Genomic DNA, 21231 nt, shown 5'->3' with positions numbered 1-21231 from the left:
TCAGAAATTCGAGCCGCCAATATCAGCGCCCTGGCTGCACGTGTACATCCAGCATATCACATCTCCGTCCTTTAGGGAATACTGACTGCATCCATAGTTGGGAAAAACGCCGTTCACTCGATACATCCAACCAGACAGTTCTCCCACATCAAACTCATACAGATTGGCGATTCCCTCCACATAACTGCTGTGATAGACCGGCGTATTGGTATACTCCAAGTGAATTCCCTTCTCCCGGCAAACCCGCTGGAGCACATCCATCACGCTCTCCCCCGGTGTGATGGGTACGGTGGTCTCTCGCAAGATCCAACCGCCGGACGGCACCAAACTTTGTTTCGCCGGGTCACATCGGTCCATGTTATTCAAAATCGTGGCGCAGGAGATCGAGATTTTACAGGTGGGTGTCACCACCGGTTCCGAAGGTTTGGAAGGCTGAGAGGGCTGGGAAGGCTTCTCCGGTTGAGACGGCTTCTGGGCAGGCTCTCCAGCCTGTGTGTCCCCAGAGGATGCCCCCTGGTCTGCGGTCTCCTGTTGAGACTCTCCCTTCTCTTCCTGCTGGGTCTCTTCCGCTGCCTGATTCGAGTCAGCATTTGGATTCTCTTCGTTCTGGGTCTCCTCTTGCTGCGTGGCTGCCTCTTGCTGTGTTGGGTTCTTCTCTACCGACCAACCACGACTGTCCGGGTTATTTCCCCCAAACCAAAAGGCAGCCAGGAGAACCACCACAAGAAGCAGTCCCCCGATCCACGCTTTCTTATGCTTTTTCCATCCCATACTGATCTCCCTCGCTTACGCAGCAGACGGGAAGAGCACCCGGAAGGAAGTGGGCATCTGTCCCTTGGGCAGCACCACGACCCGCTGAATGGGACCATCCTGGCCAGGAGACACTACATCGCTCATAACAAACAGGCCGGTCTTCCCCTGCTCCTGCCGCAGCAGCGCCGTCAACGCCAAAAAGCCCTGCTCGGTTGCCATCTGCTGGCTGCCAAGGCCCTCCTGGGTGTGCTGGAAGCTGCCGTCCTCCTGCTGGTAAGACAGCAGCACGTCCAGCAGGGTATGTCCGTTCTTTGCAAACCGGGCATCCTTCACGGAGATCCCCAGGCTGCACAGAGCCATCACCACCTGCGCAGTACTCTCTGCGTTGGGGCTGCCAAAGCTGGTATACCCGCCCTGAGGGTCCTGTATTTCCGCCAGACAGTCCACACCACGCTCCACGGCTTCCTTTACCGCTTGCTGGTCCTGATACCCAGACAGCGCCATCAGCGCCATGGCCGTCAGGTCAGGGTCAGCACGCCCGGCTGTACCGAAACGCCAGCCTCCGTCGGCGCCCTGCCGGGAGAGAATCTCTTCCACATATCCTTCCCTCGTAGCCTGAACGCCGCCCTCCGGCGCCGTCGGCATGGGGTATGCCCCTGCATCCAAGGCAATGAGCGCCCAGATGGGACCATTGATCCCCTGACGCAAGGTCCCCGTCTTGCCCCCCAGAGGAGCCAGCAGATCATACCCTGCCACATCTCGAGGGTCCTTTCCCATGGCGGTCAAAGCCAGGGAAAGACGAGCATACTCCGTGTTCTTCCGGTCACTCAAAATCCCCTGGCATTCCTTTACATAAGCTTCCACTCTGTCATAGTAACCCTCCAGATAACCAGCCGGGATGGAATATCCCCCTCGGACCAGGCCCAGGATCAGCCACTCTCCTTCCATCTCCCCAAAGTGAGGGTTGGGGACAGTCTGACAAAGATAGTCCGCTGTCTGTTTTGCCGCCGCCGGTGTAGTACCGGCGGCGGCAGCGACAGGCAGCATAAAACTGAGAGACAGGCATAGGGTAAGGACCCATGCACCGATTGTCTTAATTCCTCTCATGGTTTCATCCTCCTGTGGTGATTACGTTCTTATGCGTCCAGCTTCTCTGCCAGGCGGACATAAAGAGCCGCGGTTTCCCCTCTGGTTGCCGTTCCCTTGGGGGCAATGGTGTCGTCCGGATTTCCCTTCAGGATGCCTTCCTTGTTCATCCAGCACACTGCCTCATAGGCCCAGTCGGAAATCTCTCCCCGGTCGGGTGCGTTCAGCTCATAGCTCCAGCCGTCCTCAAAACCCATGCCCTTGCTCTGGACATAACGGTACAGCATGGTGGCCAGTTCTTCCCGTGTCACCGCACGAGAGGGCGCAAACTGGTCGCCTGCGTCACCCTTGGTGATCCCCTGTTCCCAGGCCCAAAGGACAGCGTCGCTGTACCACTGATCCTTCGCTACATCCACAAAGGGATGGGTGCCCTGCACCGCAGGAGAGCCAGCCATCCGGTAGAGAACAGTTACCGTCATCGCCCGGTCAAAGGCCTGGTCCGGCGCAAAGGTGGTCTTGCTCACGCCGTCCATGAGACCCATCTTCCAGGCCTTCTGCACTTCATCCTTTGCCCAGTGCCCTTCCAGATCGGTAAAGGGCATCTCCACGCCGGGCTCCGTGGTCCAATCGTTGGTGTAATAGAAGATGATCTGGTCGCCACTGTGGACGGAGTATGTGGTGATTCCCACTGCAGGCCGCTGGCCGTTTACCTTATACAGCCAACCGGACTCCGGACCGTTGGTGAACTCTGCCAGCGTCTTACCGTCCTTGCTCATCTGGGAGACATACCCCTCTTCTGCACCCACCTGGGTAATACCAGTACCCTCCAGGGCAGACACGAAGGCGTGATACACCGTAGAACCTTCCTTCACTGTTACGGTTTTCTCTTCCAACCAGTACTCTGTATCCGCCTGCACCGTCACCGTGACAGAGAAGGTATCCGTTCCGGTGGGATCGCCGGGACCCTCGCTCTCCCCGGTGCTGGTAGCCCGGGCAGGTTCTACCGCTACTTCGCTGAAGTCATATACATTATAGGCCTCGCCAGTGGTCATCACTTCTGCCGCTGCCACCAGAGCACGGAATCCCTGCTCTGTCGCCAGTTCGTTGCGGCTGCTGTTGTCCATATAGCCCAGACCGCTCTGGTCCTCCAGGGCATAGGAAAGCAGGCTGTCCAGCAGGCTCACCCCATTCTTCACAAACCGTCCGTCTGTGTCCGGGTCGATCCCCATGGCGGCCAGGGCCAGAATCACCATGGCGTCTTTGTTGGCGTCCCCATACCCACCATTCTCGCCCTGGGCACTGCTCAGATAGGACACTGCTTTGTCCGCCGCAGCCTTCACAGCTGCGTCTTCTTCCACGTAGAACGCCAGCGCAGTCAGAATGTTCGCGGTGGGCTCGATGGTGCCATACTCATCCCAGCTGCCGTCCTCTCTCTGCCCTGCCAGGAAGGCCTGGACCGTCTCCTTCTCCTGCTCCTGTGTACCGTATTCCCCCTGCTGATAGGCAAATACCGTATATGGTGCGCTCCAGGCACTGGAAGAATGGGTGCTCCCCTTCAATCCTTCCACTGCGCTGAAAGACTCATTGCTGTTCACCGGATAGAGCACTGCGGGATCTGCTCCCACACTGTGCAGGATGGTCACCGCTTTGGCATAGGTGGTCTCTCCCACCCCCTCCTGGGTCAGTCCGGTGATGGCCTTGTTCACATAGCTCTGGAGCGCCTTGTCCGTAGTGGCGATCCCGTTCTGCCGAAGGGCAGCATAGGCTGCCATGTCCATCACCACCCACTCATCCGAGCGGTCCTGGTACCCCTTGGCAATGTTGTCCATGAGCTGATACACTGCCGCCATTTCCTGGCTTTCGGCAGAAGGCGCTTCCGCCGCCAGCGCGCCCATGGGCAGCACGCCCAACGCCAGGACCAATGCCATTACCAGAGCTGTTACTTGTTTTTTCATGGTCATCCTCCTTAAAATAAAATCTGTCTGCCAAAACCGGCAGACAGATCCCTATCCAGCAGAGGAGACCCTTCCTTTGTAAAAAAGGCAGGCTCTGATTGGTATTGTTTCCGGTTCCGGCAGAAACACCGACAGACCTCCAGGTACTCTGACTTATCCGCAAAACACGGCTTCACAGTGACCGACTCGCGGGGCTTCTCACCCCATTCCCCCTGCCGCCCGAAGCGGCGGAGGCCTGTCCCGCTATTCAATTTTCGTCCTTATCATACCCTAAAACAGGGGAATTGTAAACGATTACTTTTCTTTTCCCATGCTCTGGTAATACTTCGCCAGCGCCTGTGTGCCCAGATCACCAAAGCCGGCCTCTTCCAGCTGGCGGTACTCCTCCAGAACCCGGGTCAAAACCCCCAGAGTAAGGCCATTCTGCTCCGCCTCTTCCACAGCCAGGGTCATATCCTTCACGAAGTGCTTCAGGAAAAATCCAGGGGCGTAATCTCCCTGCAAGATCTTCTCTCCAAAAAGATCCAGCTGCTTGCTGCCCGCCGCCCCGGTGGCAACAGAACGGAGCAAAACCGAACGATCCAGCCCCTTTTCCCTGGCGTAGGCCAGCGCCTCACAGACCCCGGAGAGGGTACCAGCAATCATGATCTGATTGGCCAGCTTGGCGTGCTGCCCACAGCCGGGGCCGCCCTGCCGGTTGATGTTGGTTCCCATCGCCTGGAACAGGGGCAGGCAGGCCTCATAATCTTCCGGGCGGCCTCCCACCAAAATGGAGAGGGTCCCGTTCTTTGCCCCGGTATCTCCTCCGGTCACCGGGGCGTCCATCACCCGAAAGCCCCGGGCCGTTCCCTCTTCATACAGTCGCTCCGCCAGCGTGGGGCTGGTGGTCGTCATATCGATGAGGAATGCACCTTTAGGGGCGTTGTCCAGGATGCCACCCTCAGAAAAGTACACCTCTTCCACATCCTTCGGGAAGCCAACCATGGTCACCACCGCATCACAGCCCTTGACGCACTGGGCGATGGTCTCATGGAACACAGCCCCTTCCTCAATGACCTCTTCCACCTTTTCCCGAGAACGGGCGTAAATGTGCAGCGTGTATCCCGCCTTCATCAGGTTGCGGACCATGGATTTCCCCATGATCCCTACACCGATCCATCCAATCTGTTTCATGCGATATCCCTCCTGTATTTTTAAAAAACGGGCGGGAACCACTCTCCCACCCGTTTTTATGATCATTCTTCTGTGTTGGTTCCGGTGCCCGTGCCGCCGGTTCCCGTGCCGGTACCACCTTCAGAACCCTCGTTTCCGGTGCCGGTTTCTGTGCCCGTGCCGCTGCCGCCGGTGCTGCCGCCTGTGTTACCACCGGTGTTGTTGCCGCCGGTGCCAGTGCCGCTGCCGGTGTTGCCGCCGGTATTGGTCTGGGCGCCGTCTTCCGGCTTCTCCCCGGCATCCTGGGTGCTGTCATGGTTGGGTGCGTCGGGATCTGCTTCTACGGTCACAACGATCTCCGCACTCTTTCCGCCTGCGGTCGCCTTGATGATGGCAGTACCCACGTCACGGCCGCTGACCACACCGTCCTCCGACACCCGGGCCACGGAAGCATTGTTGCTCTCCCAGGTGATCTTGGCCGGGGTCATATCATCCTTTTCCATCACTACGGTCGCCTTGATGGTATAGGTGTCACCGGACTTGATGGTGACCTTCTCCTGCTCCAGCTGGATCTTTACTACGCCAGGGGCAGTTTCCACCACGGCCACAGTACCATTGGCCACCGTCTTTCCGTCCACCCCGGCAGCAATGGTCGCAGAGCCAACGCTCTTGGCTGTCAGCGTACAGGTCGTTCCGCTGCCCTCCACCGTGACCACGTTGGGATCACTGCTGCTCCAGGTCACGTTCGGCTTTTCTCCGCCGCTTCCCTCAGCAAGGGCGCCTTCCAGGGTGGCTGTGGCACTCTCGCCCACCACAATGCTCTGGGTGGAGAAGGCGATCTTGGCATCCTCACCGCCGCCCGTCAAAAGGGACTTAATGATCAGAGCTGCAATGATGATGACCACCAGGCCCACCGCCACAGGAATAAAGCGGGTCAGGCTGCTACCGGTGGAAGAACCCCGGCGCTGGCTGGATCTCCGGCGATTGGATTCCGCCGGCGGACGCCGACCGCCGGAGCGGCTGCTCTGTCCGCCGCTGCGGGACCCGCTGCGGCTGCTGCCGCCACGGGAGGCCGGACGATCATACTCCCGGTAGGAGGAGGAAGATCGTCCACTGGAACGGCTGCTGCTGCCACTGCCGGACTTCTTTTTCCGGGCGCCGCCATGGCTGTCCCAGTTGGGGGCGGTGCGCTCCCAGTCGGACAGGTCAAAGTCATCGTACATATCCCGTCTGCTCCGGGTGCTGTACCGGTCGGAAGCACGGCGGTCGTAGTCCCGGTCATAGCTCCGGTCGCGGGAAGAGGAAGACCCTCTGCGGGCATTTCCTCGAGAGGGCCGGCCGTTGTATTCATCAAATTCGTCGTAACGCATTATTATCATCCTCCTGACGATTGTCCTGGAACGGAAAGTCATCGGGTTCATGGTTTTTCCACATACTTCGAAGTATTATATCATAGTTCCCCTCTTATGAAAACCGCTAATTTGTAAAGTTTCTGCAAAAACTTACCGGCTCCTTTTGGCACTCTGCCCCTCCCTTTACCACGGTGTCCTTTTGTGCTATCATGACCAAAAGCAAGGGAGTTCCCCTCCCTGTTTCCTTATACTTTCCACTGTAAACCAGAAAAGAGGTTTTCCATGACCCTATCCTTTCAAGCCGCCCAGACGGCGGGTTCCACCGTCTTATTGGTCACATCCCCTGTCTCCAAAGAACTGCAGCCGCAAATATCCCAGCGTCTGCTCTCCCTTCGGGAGCTTCCCGCCCAAAGAGTCGCCTTTCTCTCTCTGCCCCGCTTCCGAAGCCCAGCCTCCCTGGACTTTGCAGGGGGGATCTTTTCTGCCAGCGCCAGTGCCTGCGCCGGACTGCTCTGCGCCACGGCCCAGGGATTTCGCCGGGAAAAAAATTCATGCTGGAAGCAGCCGGGCTCTCCTCCCCCTGTCCGGTCCACGCCAATCCCCTCACCGGCTTGGTCTCCCTATCCCTCCCCTTACCCGTCCGCTTCAGAAGGGAAACCCTGGCCGGCCAGGCGGTCTCCCTGCTCTCCTTCCCTGGTTTGGCCCATGTGGTCTCTACTGCCTCTCTCCCGGACAGAGAAACCCTCTCCTCCCTTCTCCCGGAGCTGGCCCGTTCTATGGACGTACCCGCCGTCCAATGGGATCGCTGGGACCCAGTCCAACGTTCTCTCACCGCGTTTCGGATGCATCAGGACGGCACGCTCACAGAGGAAGCTGCTTCCCTGTCCGGCTTCGCCGCGGCAGCCCTCGGCACTGCCCGAGGGGAAGGAACCCACAAGCTGGAATGGCCCCACTCCAGCGGGAGCGTACACGCAGCGGTCACGGTGCATCACGGTACGTTTCAGCGCCTGCTTCTTACCGTGCCGGTCCTTCCGGGACAGGAATATGAGATCTCCTTCTAACCACCACAGGAAAGAAAACAACAGGCAGCGCACTGGTGCGCTGCCTGTTGTTTTCTTTTTCTGAAACAGTCAGGGGGTATCCTCATTGTACCGCTCCAGGAACTGCTTGGTCCGCTCCTGTTTCGGGTTGCCAAATACCTCTTCCGGAGGACCTTCCTCCACCACCACGCCGTGGTCCATGAAGATCACCTGGTCTGCCACGTCCCGGGCAAACTTCATCTCATGGGTCACGATGATCATGGTGGTGTGCTGGTCAGCAAGGCTGCGGATGACCTTCAACACCTCTCCAGTCAGCTCAGGGTCCAGGGCGGAGGTGGGCTCGTCAAAGCACAGAATGTCCGGCTTCATGGCCAGCGCCCGGGCAATGGCCACCCGCTGCTGCTGACCGCCGGAAAGCTGATGGGGATAGTTCCCCATCCGGTCCTTTAAGCCCATTTTCTCCAGAAGGATCTTACCTTCGGCCCGAATCTCTTCCAGGCTCTCCCCTGTTTTCTCTGTCTTTGCCATGAGCTCCCGGGCCAGGGTGACATTTTCCAGGGCTGTGTACTGGGGGAAGAGGTTAAAGTTCTGGAACACCAGGCCGAAATGGAGCCGTTTCCGGCGGATCTCACTCTCCCGCTGGGTCGCCGGATCCTCTGCGTCAAAAAGGGTCTCCCCTTTCACGCGGATCACCCCGCGATTGGGCGTCTCCAAAAAGTTCAGGCATCGCAGCAGGGTGGTCTTACCGCTGCCGGAGGAGCCGATGATGGCCAGGACCTGTCCCTCCTCCAGGGAGAAGTTGATATCCTCCAGCACTCGGACCTGTCCAAAGTGCTTTTCAATGTGGTTGACTTCTAAGATTGCCATGGTCACACCGCCCCCTTATCTAAAGTAGCTCAGCTTCCGTTCAATGAAATTGAACAGGATGGTCAGGATGCCCACGAAGAGCAGGTAGAACACACCGGTGTATAACAGAGGCCATACCAGGCCGCTGCTCTTCATGAAGGAGTAACCAGTGAAGGTCAGCTCATAGACTGCGATCACCCGGGCCAGAGAGGTGTCCTTGACCAGGGTAATGATCTCGTTGGACATGGGCGGGACGATCCGCTTGATCATCTGGAGCAGGGTAACTTTAAAGAAGATCTGCCCTTTGGTCATGCCCAGCACCTGGGCCGCCTCCCGCTGTCCCACGGGAACGCCCTGGATGCCGCCCCGGTAGATAACGGAGAAGTAGCAGGCATAGTTAATGGAGAAAGCCACCACCGTCGCCATCATTCGTCCCGCATCTCCAGCAGGCCAGAGGTTCATCTTCAGAATACCAGGGACATACATAAAGGCGATGAGCTGGAGCATCAAGGGGGTGCCCCGGACGATCCAGACGATCAGGTTGCATAAAACGCTGATGGGCCGGAAGGCTGCCAGCGCTTTTGCCACTTTGGACGGCTTTTTTGGAGCATGAGCCGAAGGCGTCTCGGATTTATTCTTCCGCTTTTTCTTTAAAAGGAAGCGGAAGGGACGCCACTTGCTCATAGAGCCAAAGGCGACCACCAGGCCCAAAGGCAGGGAGATCAATAAAGTGAGAAAGAAAATTTGTACCGTTGTGCCCAATCCGCTGAGCAGGGTCAGTGTTACATTCCAAAGCATAGGTGAACCTCTTGTCTCTTTTGGTTTCTATAGGCCGCTCAAAGGCAGAGAGCCAAAGCTCTCTGCCTTTGGTGTTCCTTGTTTTATCGCAGGGGTGGGAGAACGATCACTCCGCAGGAACCACCACGACCTGTGCGTTCTTGCAGTAGGCGCGGGTGCAGTTCATGGCGTTGGTGACCTCGTCGGTCAGGGTCATGCCGTTCCAGAGAACGTCAACGTTGCCGGAGTCCAGCTCCATGATCTTGTTGTCCCAGTCAATGACAGTGAAGGTGATCTTCACGCCCAGCTTCTCTGCCACCAGCTTTGCCATGTCTGCGTCAAAGCCGATCCATTCGCCGTTCTTGTCCTTGTAGTCCATGGGAGCGAACTCGGTGATACCAACCACCAGGGTGCCCTTCTTCTGGATGGCGGCCACGTCGCCGTCAGCAGCGGGAGTATAGTCCTCGGCTGCGGGCTGCTCCAGGATGGCGTCCTGCACGCCGTAGGTCTCTGCCAGCTTCTGCATGGTGCCGTCTGCATAAGTCTCGGACAGCACGTTGTTGATGAAGTCGGTCAGGTCAGAGTCCTTGCGGCAGCCGATGCCGTACTCCTCGGTGGTGAGCTCTTCGGTGTGCTTCAGGTTGGGATAGCTGGTGCCCTCGCCGATCATAGCGCCGGCCATGAGCAGGTCGATGATGGCGGCGTCGGAGGTGCCGGAGGCCACTTCCATAAGGGTGTCAGCCTGCGCAGCCACAGAATTATAGGTCAGGCCCTTTTCCTTGGCGATCTTCTCGCCGGCGCTGCCAGCTTCCACAGCATAGGTCTTGGTGTCGGTGGTCTCAGTCTTGTCACCGGTGTCGGCGGCAGGCTTTTCCTGGCCGCAGGCGGCCAGCAGGGTGCAGCTCATGACGGCTGCCAGCAAGATTGCAAGTACTTTTTTCATTTTCAACTCTCCTGTCTCACTTTGTGTCGTTTAACACTCTGTCGTGATAAAGTACTAACATAATACCACACTGGCCAGGGAATGCAAGCCCCTTTTTCGATTTTTTTGTACTCTGTCCTCTTTTTGTCATTTTAAACAAAAAAAGAAGCCAGCTGCTCTGGTTTCCCGGCGGCTCCCTCTTAGGAAACCGCAGCCTGGCGGCCAGGCTGCGGTTTTACACAGGGGGATCTCTCCTTTTTAATACTTGGTCTCCTTCGGACGCAGGAAGGTATCTCCATCCTTTGCCAGCTGACGCAGGGTCCCCGTCAGGCTGGCAGAAGGGGTCTGTCCACTGAACAGTACACGGACAGGGTCTTTGACTGCCTGATCATCCGGCACGATGGCCTGGTACAAGGTAGTCGCATCCCTGGAGGCCGGAGCAGTCACCCCCGCCGTACAGCAAAGGTACCCCGCTTCGGAAAGGGCGGCATTCTCCCCCAGCACGAACCAGGTCTCCTGCCGAAGAATGGCCGCCAGCTGATGGCTGCCCTCCCGCACACTCTTTAACTGTTCCTCTGCCGTTTCTCCCTGGGGAATCAGCCCCACCTTGTGTCCCCGGCCCGCAGCCTGGCGCACCATATTCCCGCAGTCAGACACCTGATCAGCAGGAAAGAAAACCACTGCATAGGCCCCAACCTCTGCCAGAGCATCCAGCACAGAGGTAAGGTCAGTACCCTTCTGGGCGCTCACGCCCAGATACAGGGAAAACGTTGGGGCAGGTTCTGTGACCTCAGGAACCGTAGGATCGGTGGGAAGGTTAGGCACTCCAGGTTGGCTCTCTCCTCCCCCGTCTCCCGGGTCTACGGGTCGATTTGCCTCCTGCAAGCGGCTCTGCATCAGAGACGCTGCAGAGCTGATGAACACTGCGTCGCTCAGCCAGGCGTTGCTGTCTTTGATGCGAAGCAGTGGGCCATACTGGGTGGTATGGTAGGAATAGGTCATGCCAAAATAGTGGCAGACCGCATAGGCAGGCACATAGTAGATCCCGTTCCGGTACAGCACCTTTCCCGGGATGGGGGGCGAATCGCCCTCTGCCGTGGCGGTGCCGCTTTGCAGATCAAAGGTCATCATTTTCCCCGAAAGATTATACAGGACCAGGCGGGTGTTATTATCAGTAAAGCCATTATACACCCCGAAGTTGACCCCAGCGGCTCCACCGTTAAAGATATTGACGGGCGCATAGATCCAGCCATTGTACTGCACAGGTGTCGTCTGAGGCGTGTTCACCGGAAGGGTGTCATTCAATGAAAGAAAAAACAGACTGTTTGCCGCAGAAGCCGGAACGGCCAGCAGCGTGATGAACAGCGCAGCGGCGCAGAGAAAAGAGAGCATCTTCTTCCTCATTGCTTTCCCCTCCTTGTATCAAAATCTCGGTTTTAAAGCATACCTACTATATCACAGGATTTTCTCACTTTCAACGAAAAGAAAAAAGCAGCCCAATCGGGATTGCAATTCTCCCCGCCCTCCAGTATGATAACAGCAACGGATGAAAACAGGAGGTCCTCGTTATGCTCGTACTCTGCTATTCCCGCTGCTCCACCTGCAAAAAGGCCCTGAAATGGTTGGATGACCATCAGATCCCCTATACCCTCCGGGACATCAAAGAGGAGAATCCCACCCTGGAAGAGCTCCAGTCCTGGTACAAAAACAGCGGCCTGCCCCTGAAAAAATTCTTCAATACCAGCGGACAGCTTTACCGTTCTATGGAACTGTCCAAAAAACTCAAAGACATGCCCGAAGAAGCACAGCTTGCTCTGCTGGCCTCGGATGGTATGTTGGTCAAACGTCCTTTGGTGGTCACCGAAAACGAAATCCTGGTGGGCTTCAAAGAGGAACAGTGGCAAGCTGCGTTCTCCCCCAATAAGGAGGCGTAATCCCATGCGAATTCTGGTCAGCGCCTGCCTGATGGGGGTGGGCTGCCGATACGACGGCAACAGCAATCTCCTCCCTCAGCTGGAGGAACTCATGAAGAAACACACCTGTATCCCTGTCTGCGCCGAACTTTTCGGCGGGCTCCCCACCCCGAGGATCCCCGCTGAACGGCTGGGGAATCGGGTGGTCACCAAAGATGGTCGGGATGTCACCGATGCCTTCGTCCGGGGAACCGCCGAGGTCCTTCGGCTGGCCGACCTGTACGGCTGCAAAGCTGCCCTCTTAAAGGAACGCAGCCCTTCCTGCGGCAGCGGACAAATCTATGACGGCACCTTCTCCCACACCCTCACGGAAGGAGACGGCCTCACCGCACAGCTGTTAAAAAAGAAGGGCATCAAAGTATACGGAGAGTCCCAAATCGGGGAACTCATCGGAGAGCGGCCTTTCTTCTTCAGCATTTGATCCCTCTATAAAAAATCATCCCGTCCTTTTGGAGAGGACGGGATGGTTTTTTCTTCTGTATCTTCTGCGTTGTCTTTCTGCAACAGCGGGACTCTTTCACTCCCCCTTGCGAAGCAGGAAGATACCAACTGCAGCCCCAGCCAGAACCACAGGCGCTGCCCGGACAAAGAGCCACTCTGCCCCATGGACCAACGTTCCTAAAACGGCGGTCTCAGGGTCTTGGTAGTCCCAGGCCAAATAAGAGCCATCCATGACGATGAACACGGCAGAGAGGACCGCCACTATTACGCACACCGCCAGCAGGAATCCGCAAAGCAGGCGTCTTCTGGCGGTCTTTCTCCGGGCCAGCTGTAAATTGATGACCTCCAGCTTTTCCGAGATCGCCGTAATATCGTCGGCTTTTGGCATCGTCAGCGTCTCGCCCAACAGCGTGCTCACCGGGGTCTCCAAGACCTCTGACAGAGAGAGCAGCAGATCTGCGTCGGGAACCGACAACCCCTGCTCCCACTTGGAAACAGTCTGGCGCACCACGTGGAGCTTAACGGCAAGTTCTTCCTGAGAGAGTCCTTTGGCCCGCCTCAGGTTTTTAATGTTTTCCGATAACATGAAGGGAACCTCCTTTTTCTTTCCGGTGTCACCACCATGATAGGAAACAATCCCCGTTGCGGCAAGCAACGCGCCATAACATCCGGCATTTTCCAGGCGTAACCCAAAAAATCATTCCGATTTTAAGGAATACCCTTGGAGGAGTAAGTCCAGGGAAAATTGGCCTAAAAAACAGGCTGTTTCCTCGCTCTTGGCATTGTGTTAGAATGAAAAAGCAGAACGAAAAACAAAAATTGGGGAGTGCATACCAATATGGAAATCATAGAAATCAAAGAGAATAAAAAACAGTTTCTTCCCTTGCTTTTGTTCGCCGACGAGCAAGAAAATATGATAGACCGATACATTGATAGAGGAACGATGTACGTATTAGACGATAATGGGATTAAATGCGAGTGTGTAGTAACCGACGAGGGGAATGGGATTCTTGAAATTAAAAACATTGCAACGGAACCAGAATACCAGGGGAAAGGTTACGGTAAAGCGCTCATTGACTTTGTCGCTACGAAATATAAAGGGACGTATTCTATACTGCAAGTTGGTACAGGGGATAGTCCGTTGACCATTCCTTTTTATGAAAAATGCGGGTTTGCTCTCTCTCACAGCATAAAAGATTTTTTTATAGATAACTATGACCACCCTATTTATGAATGTGGCGTGCAGCTAATCGATATGATTTATTTGCAGAAAGAACTGTAACGCCCCATTGATCGAGCAGACAAGGCAATATAGTATGGAATGATCTATGCAAAAACACTTGAAAGACCTGACAATAAACCGCAGCTTGACGCTGGAGCAGCGGAAAGCATCCCAATTTTACGGCTGGGTGGAGAGCTCCTTCCCGTTGAGCACCGCCTGGACCAACGTATCCCCTTCATACGCCAGCTTGAGGGAAAAGAAAGGAATATCCTGGGTAAGTAAGTCCAGGAAAATTTTGTCGCCGGTCCAAATGGGCAGATCCTTGACCTGGTCCTTGGGCACCCACTCCAGGTCTCCCTCATCACAGGGTATCATGGTCCCAGTAAACCCGGTGGCTGTAAACAGGTGCATATACTCCGTTGTCCAGACATCTGACACAAAGGTCACCAGTCCCCGATAAGCATACTCTGTGAGGGTAAGGCCCGTCTCCTCTTTCACCTCCCGCAGCAGGCACTCCTCAGGGCTCTCTTTCTCCTCGAATTTTCCCCCGATGCCGATCCACTTGTCGTGGTTGATGTCGTTCTCCTTCTTGACCCGGTGAAGCATCAAATACTTTCCGTCCTGCTCAATATAGCATAGTGTCGTGTTCCACATGGCTCCTCCTTAATACTGTCGGATAAACCGGTCGAAAATGTTCCGCACTTCTCCGTCGATGAAGGGCATTGCCTCGTCCCGAATCGCCTTGGGCACCCCGTAAAACGCAGCCGCCACCGCACCGGCCATGGCCGCAATGGTGTCGCTGTCCCCTCCGATGGAAACAGCATTCCGGATGGTATCTTCAAAGTCCTCCCCTTCCAGGAAGGCTTCCATGGCCTGGGGCACACTTCCTGCGCAGGACACATCAAATTGATACCCCTCCCTGATCTCATCCAGGGTGAAATCAAGGGGATAGTACCGGGTCACGTAGGCGCGGATCTCCTCCTTGCTCTTCCCCTCCCGGGCCAGGTAAACAGCGCCCGCCACCGTCAGCGCCCCGGCGATGCCATCCGGGTGGTCGTGAGTCACCTCTGCGGACACCTTCGCCAAAGCCAGGCACTCTTCCATGGTATCTGCCGCCCACGCCACGGGAGAAACCCGCATCCCGCTGCCGTTGCCCAAACTGTGATAGGGCACAGGCTCCTCCGATGCGATCCACTTCTCAAACCGAAGACCATACCCCACGTTGGGATACATCCGTCCCAACCGCTGCATCTCTCCGATCAGGTTTTTCCGAAATCCTTCCAGATCCTTGCCCTCTTCCATCAGCAGCGCTGAAGCCACCGCAGCGGTCATGACGCTGTCATCGGTCATACGACAGTTGGGCTGGAAGAAGGGAAAGCCCTTGTCCTTCCGGTTTTTCCACTCGTAAACCGAACCCACGATATCTCCAATCAATGCTCCCAGCATAGCCGGTCACTCCTCTCCTTTTGAAACGTATTCCTATCATACCACACCGCAAAGCCCCTGTCACCCATGCATCAAAAGTGCGAGGATCCCCTGTCCGGAGGGAAATACGGACAGGGGATCCTCTATTTTGTAAGTCAAGATAAAGACAAGGTGTCACGGTTCTTTTTTCCCGCCAAGAACCCCACCGCCATCACAACAAAGCACACCGCCATGCCAAGGAAGAGGGGATCGAACGGAAGGGAGAGGAGACTGCCCGCCAGCACGGCAACAGGTCCGGCAATGATGGCGGCCAGAGCATACCGTCCCGCAATCTTTCCTTTGAACCAGAGTCCGCCGCACATAGGAAAGAACACCACAGCCCCGCGCAGGCCCATGGAAAGGAAGCCAAGGTCATTGATCATGGCACCAGGTACCAGGATCGCTACCACGACCGCCAGCACCAAAATCACCATAATGGTTCCTCTGGTCACGATCAAGTTGGTATGTGAGTCCTTCATCCGGGGATTCTTCCGAGCGAAAATGTCCGTTACAAGGATGGAGGACATGCCAAGGGCCAGGCCGGAACCACCGCCTACCACGGTAATAAACAGGGTGCCCAGGACCACGCCGCCCAGCAGCTTCGGCATAAAGTCTACCACAAACACCGGAAATACCTGTGCGGAACTCTCGATCTGAATGAGACCAGCGGGGATGGACTGCCCCATGGCCTGAAGAGCAGAGACCTCATCGGCCGTGATGCAATGTCCCCGCATGTACAGGCCGATCAGGATACACGCCACACCAATGGGCGGGATCAGCAGGGCGCTGAGCAGCGCTCCCTTTCTCGCTGCGCTGTCACTCTTGCCCGACCAGATCGCCTGGGCGTAGGTCTGGGTGGCCAGCACACCGAGAACAAGGGACAGACCAGACCCAATATCTTTGGAGGGGCCGCGGGCCACCAGAGAGGTAAAGTGCTGAGATACGGTCCCTGCATCTGCCAAGTCATTGACCCCACCCAGAGGGGTGTTTGCCAAGAGGCTTTGGAGGGTCTCCATAAGGCCCCCAAATCCGTTGGCCAAACCATAGACCAGGATGCCGCCCACGATGGAGGAAACATAAAGCAGGATGAGTTTGGCAACACCGCCCATCCCAGCGCCCCAAACGCCGCCGAAGATGACGTAGAATGCCATAAGGACAATCGAAATCAGCGCCGCTGTCAAGTGATTTAACGGGAAAATGGTGCTGAGCAATGCCGTGGCTGACAAAATCTGCGCCACCACACTAATGAAAATACCAATGGAGCAGAAAATACTGCCTAGGGACTCGGCTCTGGGTCCATATTCTCTGGAAACCACCTGGAGCAGGGTGGAACATCCACTGCGGCGCAGAGGGGCCACAAACCCAATGGCCAAAATCAGACATCCAATGCCCGAACCCAGGGTGAACCACCAGGCCGACATACCATAGGAAAACGCCAGCTGGGCCGTACCGATGGTGGCCTGGCCACTGACCAGCGTCCCCATAATGGCCCCGGCCACGATCCAGGCACCCGCCCGGCTGCCGCCGCTGGAAAAGTCATCCGCTGACTTGACGTGTCGACCGGAGTAAACACCGATCCCGATGATGAGCGCAATGGTGGCCAGAAGGCCTACCACATGGAGTGGAGTTAAGTGCAGCATACCATCCCTCTTTTCTCTCTCAAGACGCAAAAAAGCCGGCAAGAAGAGTATAAGAAACCTAACTCTCCATTGGCCGGCTTTCAAACAGATCACAAGGGCAAGGGTCATTGCCCTCCTCCGCTTAAAACAGCGTAATCTTTTGCAATTTTTCTTTCATATTACTCTCCCACTCCTTGTTTGTCAAGAGGGATTCCGGGATTTCTCTGTCATTCCATTTTTCCCTTCCCCGCCGACTTTTCCTTGCCTTTTTTCCAAAAGTATGATGAAATAAAACAAAAAAGATGAACAGCAACAGGAGGGTCCCAACCATGAGATTCTGGAAGATGAATGGTGCCGGAAATGACTTTATCATACTCAACAACCTGGAGGAACAGTTCCCCGCCTCTGTGTTCCCCGGACTGGCAAAAACCCTGTGCACGCCCCACCTCTCTCTGGGCGCAGACGGCTTCATGGTCGTAGACAAAGCGGATGACCCGAAGGCCGACTTTAAAATGCTCTTCTATAACAGCGACGGCTCTGTGGGAGAAATGTGCGGAAACGGTGCCCGGTGCATCTGCCGCTACGGCTATGAGACCGGCCTCTCCAAAGAGACACAGGTAGTGGAGACCACCGCCGGTCTGGTCACCGGGAAGAGGATCACCAAACGGGAGTATCAGGTCCGCTTAAACGACCCCACCGTGATCCGGCTGGAGGAATCCGTCACCGTAGAGGGAACCCCCTATCCCTGCGCCTATGTGGAGCTGGGCAACCCCGGTCTGCCCCACGCCGTGGTCCCCTATCCTGGTCTGGCCCAGGCCGACCCCGATCAGCTCCGCTTACTGGGCCGGGCCCTGCGGTTTCACCCCCAGTTCCCCAAGGGTGCCAACGTAAACTTCTATGAGATCACCGGGCCCGATCAGGTGCTGGAAAAAACCTATGAGCGCGGCGTGGAGGACTTTACCCTGGCCTGCGGGACCGGGACCGGAAGTCTGGTCACCGTCCTGACCCTTTTGGGAAAAGTCAGCGGCAAAGGCGTGAAGGTCACCATGGGAGGCGGTGTGCTCACCATTGACGTAGACCGGGATGAGGACCGGGTCACCGACCTCTGGCTCACCGGCCCCACCAACATCGTGGCCAAAGGCGAGATCTTCGACGAAGAACTCACCCTGTAACCCTCCCCGTTCCCGTCAGCAAAAAACGGCTTTTCGGGATCTCCGAAAAGCCGTTTTTCTGGTATTTTTTTAGCCTTACAGTTCCCGCAGAGCATCCACCAGAGCGGTCTTCTCCGCTGCCTTGCCGTCCTTGTCCTTCAGGACCTTGGCGGGCACCCCGGCTACCACAGTATTGGGAGCTACGTCGCTGACCACCACAGCGCCAGCGGCCACCACGGCACCCTTGCCGATCCGGCAGCCTTCCAGGACCACGGCATTGGCGCCGATCATCACATCGTCCTCCACCACAACGGGGATTGCGCTGGCAGGCTCGATGACCCCAGCCAGCACGGCGCCGGCACCCACATGGCAGTTCTTACCCACGGTAGCCCGGCCGCCCAGCACAGCGCCCATGTCGATCATGGTCCCTGCGCCAATGACCGCACCGATGTTGATCACTGCACCCATCATGATGACTGCATTGTCCCCGATCTCCACTTTTTCCCGGATGATCGCACCGGGCTCGATCCGGGCGTTGATCTCCCGTTTGTCCAAAAGAGGAATGGCAGAGTTCCGGCTGTCGTTCTCCACGACCACCTCTGCAATGTCATCCTTATGTGCCTCTAAAACAGGACCGATGGCTTTCCAGTCGCCAAAAACGATCTTGGTCTCCCCGCAGGGAAACACGGTGGCTTCGGGGAACTCAATGGGGGTCTTCTCCTTGAGAAAAACCCGAACCGGGGTTTTCTTTTCCGCTGTGCGGATGCGCTCAATAATCTCCTGTGCATTCATCAGCAATTCCTCCTCTGGAGCATAATAATGGAACAGTATACCACTTATCACATCTTAATGCAAGGAAGTTGAAGTTTTATGCAAATTATTGAATATCGCCGGGCCCTGCACCGCATTCCCGAGCTGGACCGGGACCTCCCCGAGACCATGGCCTACCTCCGCTCCGTGCTGGAGCCTCTGGGCTGCGCCCTCTCCTCCCCCATCCCCGGGTCGCTCTGCGCTTTCTTTGACTTTGGGCAGGACAGCGCCATTGCCTTTCGCAGCGACGCCGACGCCCTTCCCATCCAGGAAAAAACCGACGCCCCCTATGCCTCCATCCATCCTGGGAACATGCACGCCTGCGGCCACGACGGCCACATGGCCATGCTGCTGGACCTGGCGGTCTGGCTGAGCCAACAGAAGGCCCTGGGGCACAACGTCCTGCTTGTCTTTCAGCCGGCAGAGGAGACCACCGGGGGTGCCCGAGACCTGTGCGAAAGCGGGGTTTTTTCCCAGTACAAGGTCCAGTGTATCTTCGGTATGCATCTGTGGCCCGACCTGCCCTCCGGCGTCATCGCCTCTCGAAAGAACGAAATGATGAGCCGCTCCTGTGAGGTCACCGTTGAGATCACTGGCCGTTCCAGTCACATCGCCAAGGCAGACGAGGGGATCGACGCCATGGCGGCGGGGGTGGAGTTCTACCGCCGGGCAGCAGCCATGGAGCAGGCCCTTCCCCCTCACCTCTTCCGCCTTCTGAAGTTCGGGCGGATGGAAAGCGGCACCGTCCGAAATGCCGTCAGCGGCAAGACTACCCTTCTGGGCAGTCTGCGTGCTTTCCAGGACGATGTCTTCTTTTCTCTTCGAGACGGGTTATCTGCCATCGCCAGAGAGATCGAGGCAGAGACCGGCTGCACCGTTTCGGTCCACACCAACGACGGCTATCCCCCTGTGTGGAATCCTCCCGCCCTCTTTGAGGCCGTGGAGGCTTGCGGTCTCTCCTTCCATGTTCTGGAGAAACCCGTGATGATCACCGAGGACTTTTCCTGGTATCAGAAAAGCCTGCCTGGTCTCTTCTTCTTCCTGGGGACCGGTCCCTCCCCTGCCCTTCACGCCGATACCTTCCACTTTGATGAGTCCATCCTCCAAAAAGGTGCAGACTTCTGGAAGGCTCTGGCGCAAGCCTTTTAACCTTATATTACACAGAAAACCGGGAGATGCACGTTGCATCTCCCGGTTTTTCTCATATGTGTTTGCCCGGTTCTCAGCCGTAGCAGAAGTAGCTGGTGCTTGCAAACCAGCCGCTGTTGAAGTACACGGACTGCCACACGCCCTTACCCTGAGAAAAGTTTGCCTGATAAAGGACGTTGGAGGGCATATCCACGTTGCCCATCATGGCCTGTTTGACAGAGGCTTCACACACAGCATAGTAGCTGTCGGGAATCGCCTGGGTCGCAGACACGGTAGCATATCTGGTGGAATACTGACCGCGCTGGGTGATCACACCCTTCACCGTATCGGGGAAGCGGCTGTCTGCCACCCGGTTCAGCGCCACCTGCGCCACATACTGCCGCAGCTGCTCGGTAGTCTGACCGGACTCATAGTAAACCATGGTGGTCAGGATGCGGATGTCTTCATCGGTATACTGGGCCAGATTCCAATGGTCCTCGATCACATCCTGGGCGCCATGCCAGATCTTCTTCTCGGCCTGGATGCCGGCGCTGCTGTCCTGGTATCCCTGGGCACGCAGTGCCTCTGCCCGCTGATGGGCTTGGTCCTGAAGAACTTTCTGGTACTGGATCGCAGCCATACAGGCATCATAGTTCGTGCCTGCGGCGAAGGCCATGGGGACCATGGTCACCGTCATCACAGCACAGAGTAAGGTTGCGACTAAAAATTTCTTCATCATAAACTCCTATTATCTCGTCATGGAAGGCCTGCCCCTCTCTCCCCAAGCGCCCCAGGACAGCGGAACCGGAACCCCTTCCAAGGCGGTTTCCTTGCTTCTGGTATCTCTCTCAAAGATCCGTTGCGCTTGCAGGGCGGATTATACACGAAAAGTAATTTGATTTCAAATCGGTAACAAATCGTAAAATTTGGTATCAAGTTCAATTTCTTCAGCAATTATCCACAGGCATTCTGCGGTGCTCCGTAAGAAATTTGTTAGATTTGTATTCCTTTTGTACGTGTTTGTTTCCAATTTGTTAGCTTTGAGACATTTTTTCGTTACCATCCACAAAAATACAGGCCGGTCCACCTGGGACCGGCCTGTTAACACCGAGATTTTCCTTGATCCTCAAGGATTTTTCTGTTGGGCAACCTTACAAAAGAGGGTTCAAAAATCTTTAAATTCAGGCTTCCGACGGGCCAAAAAGGCCTCCATCCCCTCCTGTTTATCATGGGTCGCAAAGACCAGACCCAGCAGATTCCTCTCTCGAAGGCATCCATTGGGCAGGTCTGTACTCTGGCTGGTGTAGATCGCACTCTTGGCCAAAGACACGGCATAGCTGGCCTTGGACCCGATTTTCTCCGCCATGGCCAGGGCATAGGGCATCAGCTCTTTTGCGTCCTCCAGGCAGGCAATGATCTCTTCATATACACCATTGTTCAGCGCATTCATGCAATGAGGCCGGTTGATGGTGAGGATCAACGTACTTCCCTGCTGTTCTGCCTTGATATACTCCATGAAATCCCCCTCCTGTCGTCTATC

22 protein-coding genes are annotated in these 21231 nt (G+C 56.4%); 6 read left to right on the top strand and 16 right to left on the bottom strand.

Annotated elements, in window-relative coordinates:
* The 5 genes from SOR61_RS02820 to SOR61_RS02800 form a co-directional block, all read right to left on the bottom strand.
* On the bottom strand, positions 1-771 hold the full coding sequence (locus SOR61_RS02820; RefSeq protein WP_320611179.1) for a DUF4430 domain-containing protein: 771 nt from the start codon (positions 769-771) through the stop codon (positions 1-3).
* Positions 772-786: 15 nt separating this feature from the next.
* A complete protein-coding gene (locus tag SOR61_RS02815; RefSeq protein ID WP_320611178.1) occupies positions 787-1860 on the bottom strand; it encodes a prenyltransferase/squalene oxidase repeat-containing protein in 1074 nt (357 codons plus the stop codon).
* Between the two features lie 29 nt (positions 1861-1889).
* A complete protein-coding gene (locus SOR61_RS02810; RefSeq protein WP_320611177.1) occupies positions 1890-3794 on the bottom strand; it encodes an S-layer homology domain-containing protein in 1905 nt (634 codons plus the stop codon).
* Between the two features lie 294 nt (positions 3795-4088).
* Positions 4089-4967 (bottom strand): NAD(P)-dependent oxidoreductase, encoded by an 879-nt coding sequence (locus tag SOR61_RS02805; protein ID WP_320611176.1) that lies wholly within the window; start codon positions 4965-4967, stop codon positions 4089-4091.
* A gap of 62 nt (positions 4968-5029) precedes the next feature.
* Positions 5030-6316 carry an Ig-like domain-containing protein gene (locus SOR61_RS02800; RefSeq protein WP_320611175.1) on the bottom strand — a complete coding sequence of 429 codons (1287 nt, stop codon included), beginning with the start codon at positions 6314-6316 and terminating at the stop codon, positions 5030-5032.
* Between the two features lie 533 nt (positions 6317-6849).
* Between SOR61_RS02800 and SOR61_RS02795 the strand changes: the two genes are divergently transcribed.
* Entirely contained in the window at positions 6850-7359 is a 510-nt protein-coding gene (locus tag SOR61_RS02795; RefSeq protein WP_320611174.1) for a hypothetical protein, read from the top strand.
* Between the two features lie 69 nt (positions 7360-7428).
* On the opposite strand, the gene SOR61_RS02790 is transcribed toward SOR61_RS02795, so the two are convergent.
* The 4 genes from SOR61_RS02790 to SOR61_RS02775 form a co-directional block, all read right to left on the bottom strand.
* The gene (locus SOR61_RS02790; RefSeq protein ID WP_320611173.1) at positions 7429-8205 is read right to left on the bottom strand and encodes an amino acid ABC transporter ATP-binding protein; all 777 of its coding nucleotides are present in this window, start codon (positions 8203-8205) and stop codon (positions 7429-7431) included.
* A 15-nt stretch (positions 8206-8220) separates the two neighbouring features.
* Positions 8221-8982: an amino acid ABC transporter permease gene (locus SOR61_RS02785; RefSeq protein ID WP_320611172.1), complete on the bottom strand. Its 762-nt coding sequence runs from the start codon at positions 8980-8982 to the stop codon at positions 8221-8223.
* 106 nt (positions 8983-9088) lie between these two features.
* A complete protein-coding gene (locus SOR61_RS02780) occupies positions 9089-9904 on the bottom strand; it encodes a transporter substrate-binding domain-containing protein (RefSeq protein WP_320611171.1) in 816 nt (271 codons plus the stop codon).
* A 237-nt stretch (positions 9905-10141) separates the two neighbouring features.
* Entirely contained in the window at positions 10142-11287 is a 1146-nt protein-coding gene (locus SOR61_RS02775; protein WP_320611170.1) for a hypothetical protein, read from the bottom strand.
* 164 nt (positions 11288-11451) lie between these two features.
* Between SOR61_RS02775 and SOR61_RS02770 the strand changes: the two genes are divergently transcribed.
* Complete coding sequence (locus SOR61_RS02770; protein WP_320611169.1) at positions 11452-11817, top strand: arsenate reductase family protein; 366 nt, start codon at positions 11452-11454, stop codon at positions 11815-11817.
* A 4-nt stretch (positions 11818-11821) separates the two neighbouring features.
* Entirely contained in the window at positions 11822-12277 is a 456-nt protein-coding gene (locus SOR61_RS02765; protein ID WP_320611168.1) for a DUF523 domain-containing protein, read from the top strand.
* Between the two features lie 96 nt (positions 12278-12373).
* Here the strand turns inward: SOR61_RS02765 and SOR61_RS02760 are convergent, their stop codons facing one another.
* Positions 12374-12883: a helix-turn-helix transcriptional regulator gene (locus SOR61_RS02760; RefSeq protein WP_320611167.1), complete on the bottom strand. Its 510-nt coding sequence runs from the start codon at positions 12881-12883 to the stop codon at positions 12374-12376.
* Positions 12884-13135: 252 nt separating this feature from the next.
* Here SOR61_RS02760 and SOR61_RS02755 point away from each other — a divergent pair, with 252 nt between their 5' ends.
* Positions 13136-13579: a GNAT family N-acetyltransferase gene (locus tag SOR61_RS02755; RefSeq protein ID WP_320611166.1), complete on the top strand. Its 444-nt coding sequence runs from the start codon at positions 13136-13138 to the stop codon at positions 13577-13579.
* Positions 13580-13696: 117 nt separating this feature from the next.
* On the opposite strand, the gene SOR61_RS02750 is transcribed toward SOR61_RS02755, so the two are convergent.
* The 3 genes from SOR61_RS02750 to SOR61_RS02740 form a co-directional block, all read right to left on the bottom strand.
* Positions 13697-14173, bottom strand: a complete 477-nt coding sequence (locus tag SOR61_RS02750) for an 8-oxo-dGTP diphosphatase (RefSeq protein ID WP_320611165.1) — start codon at positions 14171-14173, stop codon at positions 13697-13699.
* 9 nt (positions 14174-14182) lie between these two features.
* Entirely contained in the window at positions 14183-14965 is a 783-nt protein-coding gene (locus SOR61_RS02745) for an ADP-ribosylglycohydrolase family protein (protein WP_320611164.1), read from the bottom strand.
* 134 nt (positions 14966-15099) lie between these two features.
* A complete protein-coding gene (locus tag SOR61_RS02740; protein WP_320611163.1) occupies positions 15100-16623 on the bottom strand; it encodes a sodium:solute symporter family protein in 1524 nt (507 codons plus the stop codon).
* A 308-nt stretch (positions 16624-16931) separates the two neighbouring features.
* Here SOR61_RS02740 and dapF point away from each other — a divergent pair, with 308 nt between their 5' ends.
* Entirely contained in the window at positions 16932-17774 is an 843-nt protein-coding gene (dapF, locus tag SOR61_RS02735; RefSeq protein ID WP_320611162.1) for a diaminopimelate epimerase, read from the top strand.
* A 75-nt stretch (positions 17775-17849) separates the two neighbouring features.
* Here the strand turns inward: dapF and dapD are convergent, their stop codons facing one another.
* Positions 17850-18545: a 2,3,4,5-tetrahydropyridine-2,6-dicarboxylate N-acetyltransferase gene (gene dapD, locus SOR61_RS02730; RefSeq protein ID WP_320611161.1), complete on the bottom strand. Its 696-nt coding sequence runs from the start codon at positions 18543-18545 to the stop codon at positions 17850-17852.
* 78 nt (positions 18546-18623) lie between these two features.
* Between dapD and SOR61_RS02725 the strand changes: the two genes are divergently transcribed.
* Positions 18624-19712, top strand: a complete 1089-nt coding sequence (locus tag SOR61_RS02725; RefSeq protein WP_320611160.1) for an amidohydrolase — start codon at positions 18624-18626, stop codon at positions 19710-19712.
* 73 nt (positions 19713-19785) lie between these two features.
* Here SOR61_RS02725 and SOR61_RS02720 read toward each other — a convergent pair whose 3' ends face one another.
* Together SOR61_RS02720 and SOR61_RS02715 are read right to left on the bottom strand one after the other, a co-directional pair.
* Positions 19786-20427 (bottom strand): cell wall hydrolase, encoded by a 642-nt coding sequence (locus tag SOR61_RS02720; RefSeq protein WP_320611159.1) that lies wholly within the window; start codon positions 20425-20427, stop codon positions 19786-19788.
* Positions 20428-20856: 429 nt separating this feature from the next.
* Positions 20857-21207 carry an enoyl-CoA hydratase-related protein gene (locus SOR61_RS02715; RefSeq protein ID WP_320611158.1) on the bottom strand — a complete coding sequence of 117 codons (351 nt, stop codon included), beginning with the start codon at positions 21205-21207 and terminating at the stop codon, positions 20857-20859.
* Between the last annotated feature and the right edge of the window lie 24 nt (positions 21208-21231).

Source organism: Evtepia sp., assembly GCF_034090835.1.
Lineage (GTDB): Bacteria > Bacillota > Clostridia > Oscillospirales > Oscillospiraceae > Evtepia.
Note: the sequence above shows the minus strand (reverse complement) of the source record. Positions and strands in the feature narration are given on the sequence as shown.

What these genes read in the sequence shown, in the direction of transcription:
- SOR61_RS02820 (WP_320611179.1), bottom strand. Translation starts at nt 771, where the DNA reads ATGGGATGGAAAAAGCATAAGAAAGCGTGGATCGGGGGACTGCTTCTT.
- SOR61_RS02815 (WP_320611178.1), bottom strand. Translation starts at nt 1,860, where the DNA reads ATGAGAGGAATTAAGACAATCGGTGCATGGGTCCTTACCCTATGCCTG.
- SOR61_RS02810 (WP_320611177.1), bottom strand. Translation starts at nt 3,794, where the DNA reads ATGAAAAAACAAGTAACAGCTCTGGTAATGGCATTGGTCCTGGCGTTG.
- SOR61_RS02805 (WP_320611176.1), bottom strand. Translation starts at nt 4,967, where the DNA reads ATGAAACAGATTGGATGGATCGGTGTAGGGATCATGGGGAAATCCATG.
- SOR61_RS02800 (WP_320611175.1), bottom strand. Translation starts at nt 6,316, where the DNA reads ATGCGTTACGACGAATTTGATGAATACAACGGCCGGCCCTCTCGAGGA.
- SOR61_RS02795 (WP_320611174.1), top strand. Translation starts at nt 6,850, where the DNA reads ATGCTGGAAGCAGCCGGGCTCTCCTCCCCCTGTCCGGTCCACGCCAAT.
- SOR61_RS02790 (WP_320611173.1), bottom strand. Translation starts at nt 8,205, where the DNA reads ATGGCAATCTTAGAAGTCAACCACATTGAAAAGCACTTTGGACAGGTC.
- SOR61_RS02785 (WP_320611172.1), bottom strand. Translation starts at nt 8,982, where the DNA reads ATGCTTTGGAATGTAACACTGACCCTGCTCAGCGGATTGGGCACAACG.
- SOR61_RS02780 (WP_320611171.1), bottom strand. Translation starts at nt 9,904, where the DNA reads ATGAAAAAAGTACTTGCAATCTTGCTGGCAGCCGTCATGAGCTGCACC.
- SOR61_RS02775 (WP_320611170.1), bottom strand. Translation starts at nt 11,287, where the DNA reads ATGAGGAAGAAGATGCTCTCTTTTCTCTGCGCCGCTGCGCTGTTCATC.
- SOR61_RS02770 (WP_320611169.1), top strand. Translation starts at nt 11,452, where the DNA reads ATGCTCGTACTCTGCTATTCCCGCTGCTCCACCTGCAAAAAGGCCCTG.
- SOR61_RS02765 (WP_320611168.1), top strand. Translation starts at nt 11,822, where the DNA reads ATGCGAATTCTGGTCAGCGCCTGCCTGATGGGGGTGGGCTGCCGATAC.
- SOR61_RS02760 (WP_320611167.1), bottom strand. Translation starts at nt 12,883, where the DNA reads ATGTTATCGGAAAACATTAAAAACCTGAGGCGGGCCAAAGGACTCTCT.
- SOR61_RS02755 (WP_320611166.1), top strand. Translation starts at nt 13,136, where the DNA reads ATGGAAATCATAGAAATCAAAGAGAATAAAAAACAGTTTCTTCCCTTG.
- SOR61_RS02750 (WP_320611165.1), bottom strand. Translation starts at nt 14,173, where the DNA reads ATGTGGAACACGACACTATGCTATATTGAGCAGGACGGAAAGTATTTG.
- SOR61_RS02745 (WP_320611164.1), bottom strand. Translation starts at nt 14,965, where the DNA reads ATGCTGGGAGCATTGATTGGAGATATCGTGGGTTCGGTTTACGAGTGG.
- SOR61_RS02740 (WP_320611163.1), bottom strand. Translation starts at nt 16,623, where the DNA reads ATGCTGCACTTAACTCCACTCCATGTGGTAGGCCTTCTGGCCACCATT.
- dapF (WP_320611162.1), top strand. Translation starts at nt 16,932, where the DNA reads ATGAGATTCTGGAAGATGAATGGTGCCGGAAATGACTTTATCATACTC.
- dapD (WP_320611161.1), bottom strand. Translation starts at nt 18,545, where the DNA reads ATGAATGCACAGGAGATTATTGAGCGCATCCGCACAGCGGAAAAGAAA.
- SOR61_RS02725 (WP_320611160.1), top strand. Translation starts at nt 18,624, where the DNA reads ATGCAAATTATTGAATATCGCCGGGCCCTGCACCGCATTCCCGAGCTG.
- SOR61_RS02720 (WP_320611159.1), bottom strand. Translation starts at nt 20,427, where the DNA reads ATGAAGAAATTTTTAGTCGCAACCTTACTCTGTGCTGTGATGACGGTG.
- SOR61_RS02715 (WP_320611158.1), bottom strand. Translation starts at nt 21,207, where the DNA reads ATGGAGTATATCAAGGCAGAACAGCAGGGAAGTACGTTGATCCTCACC.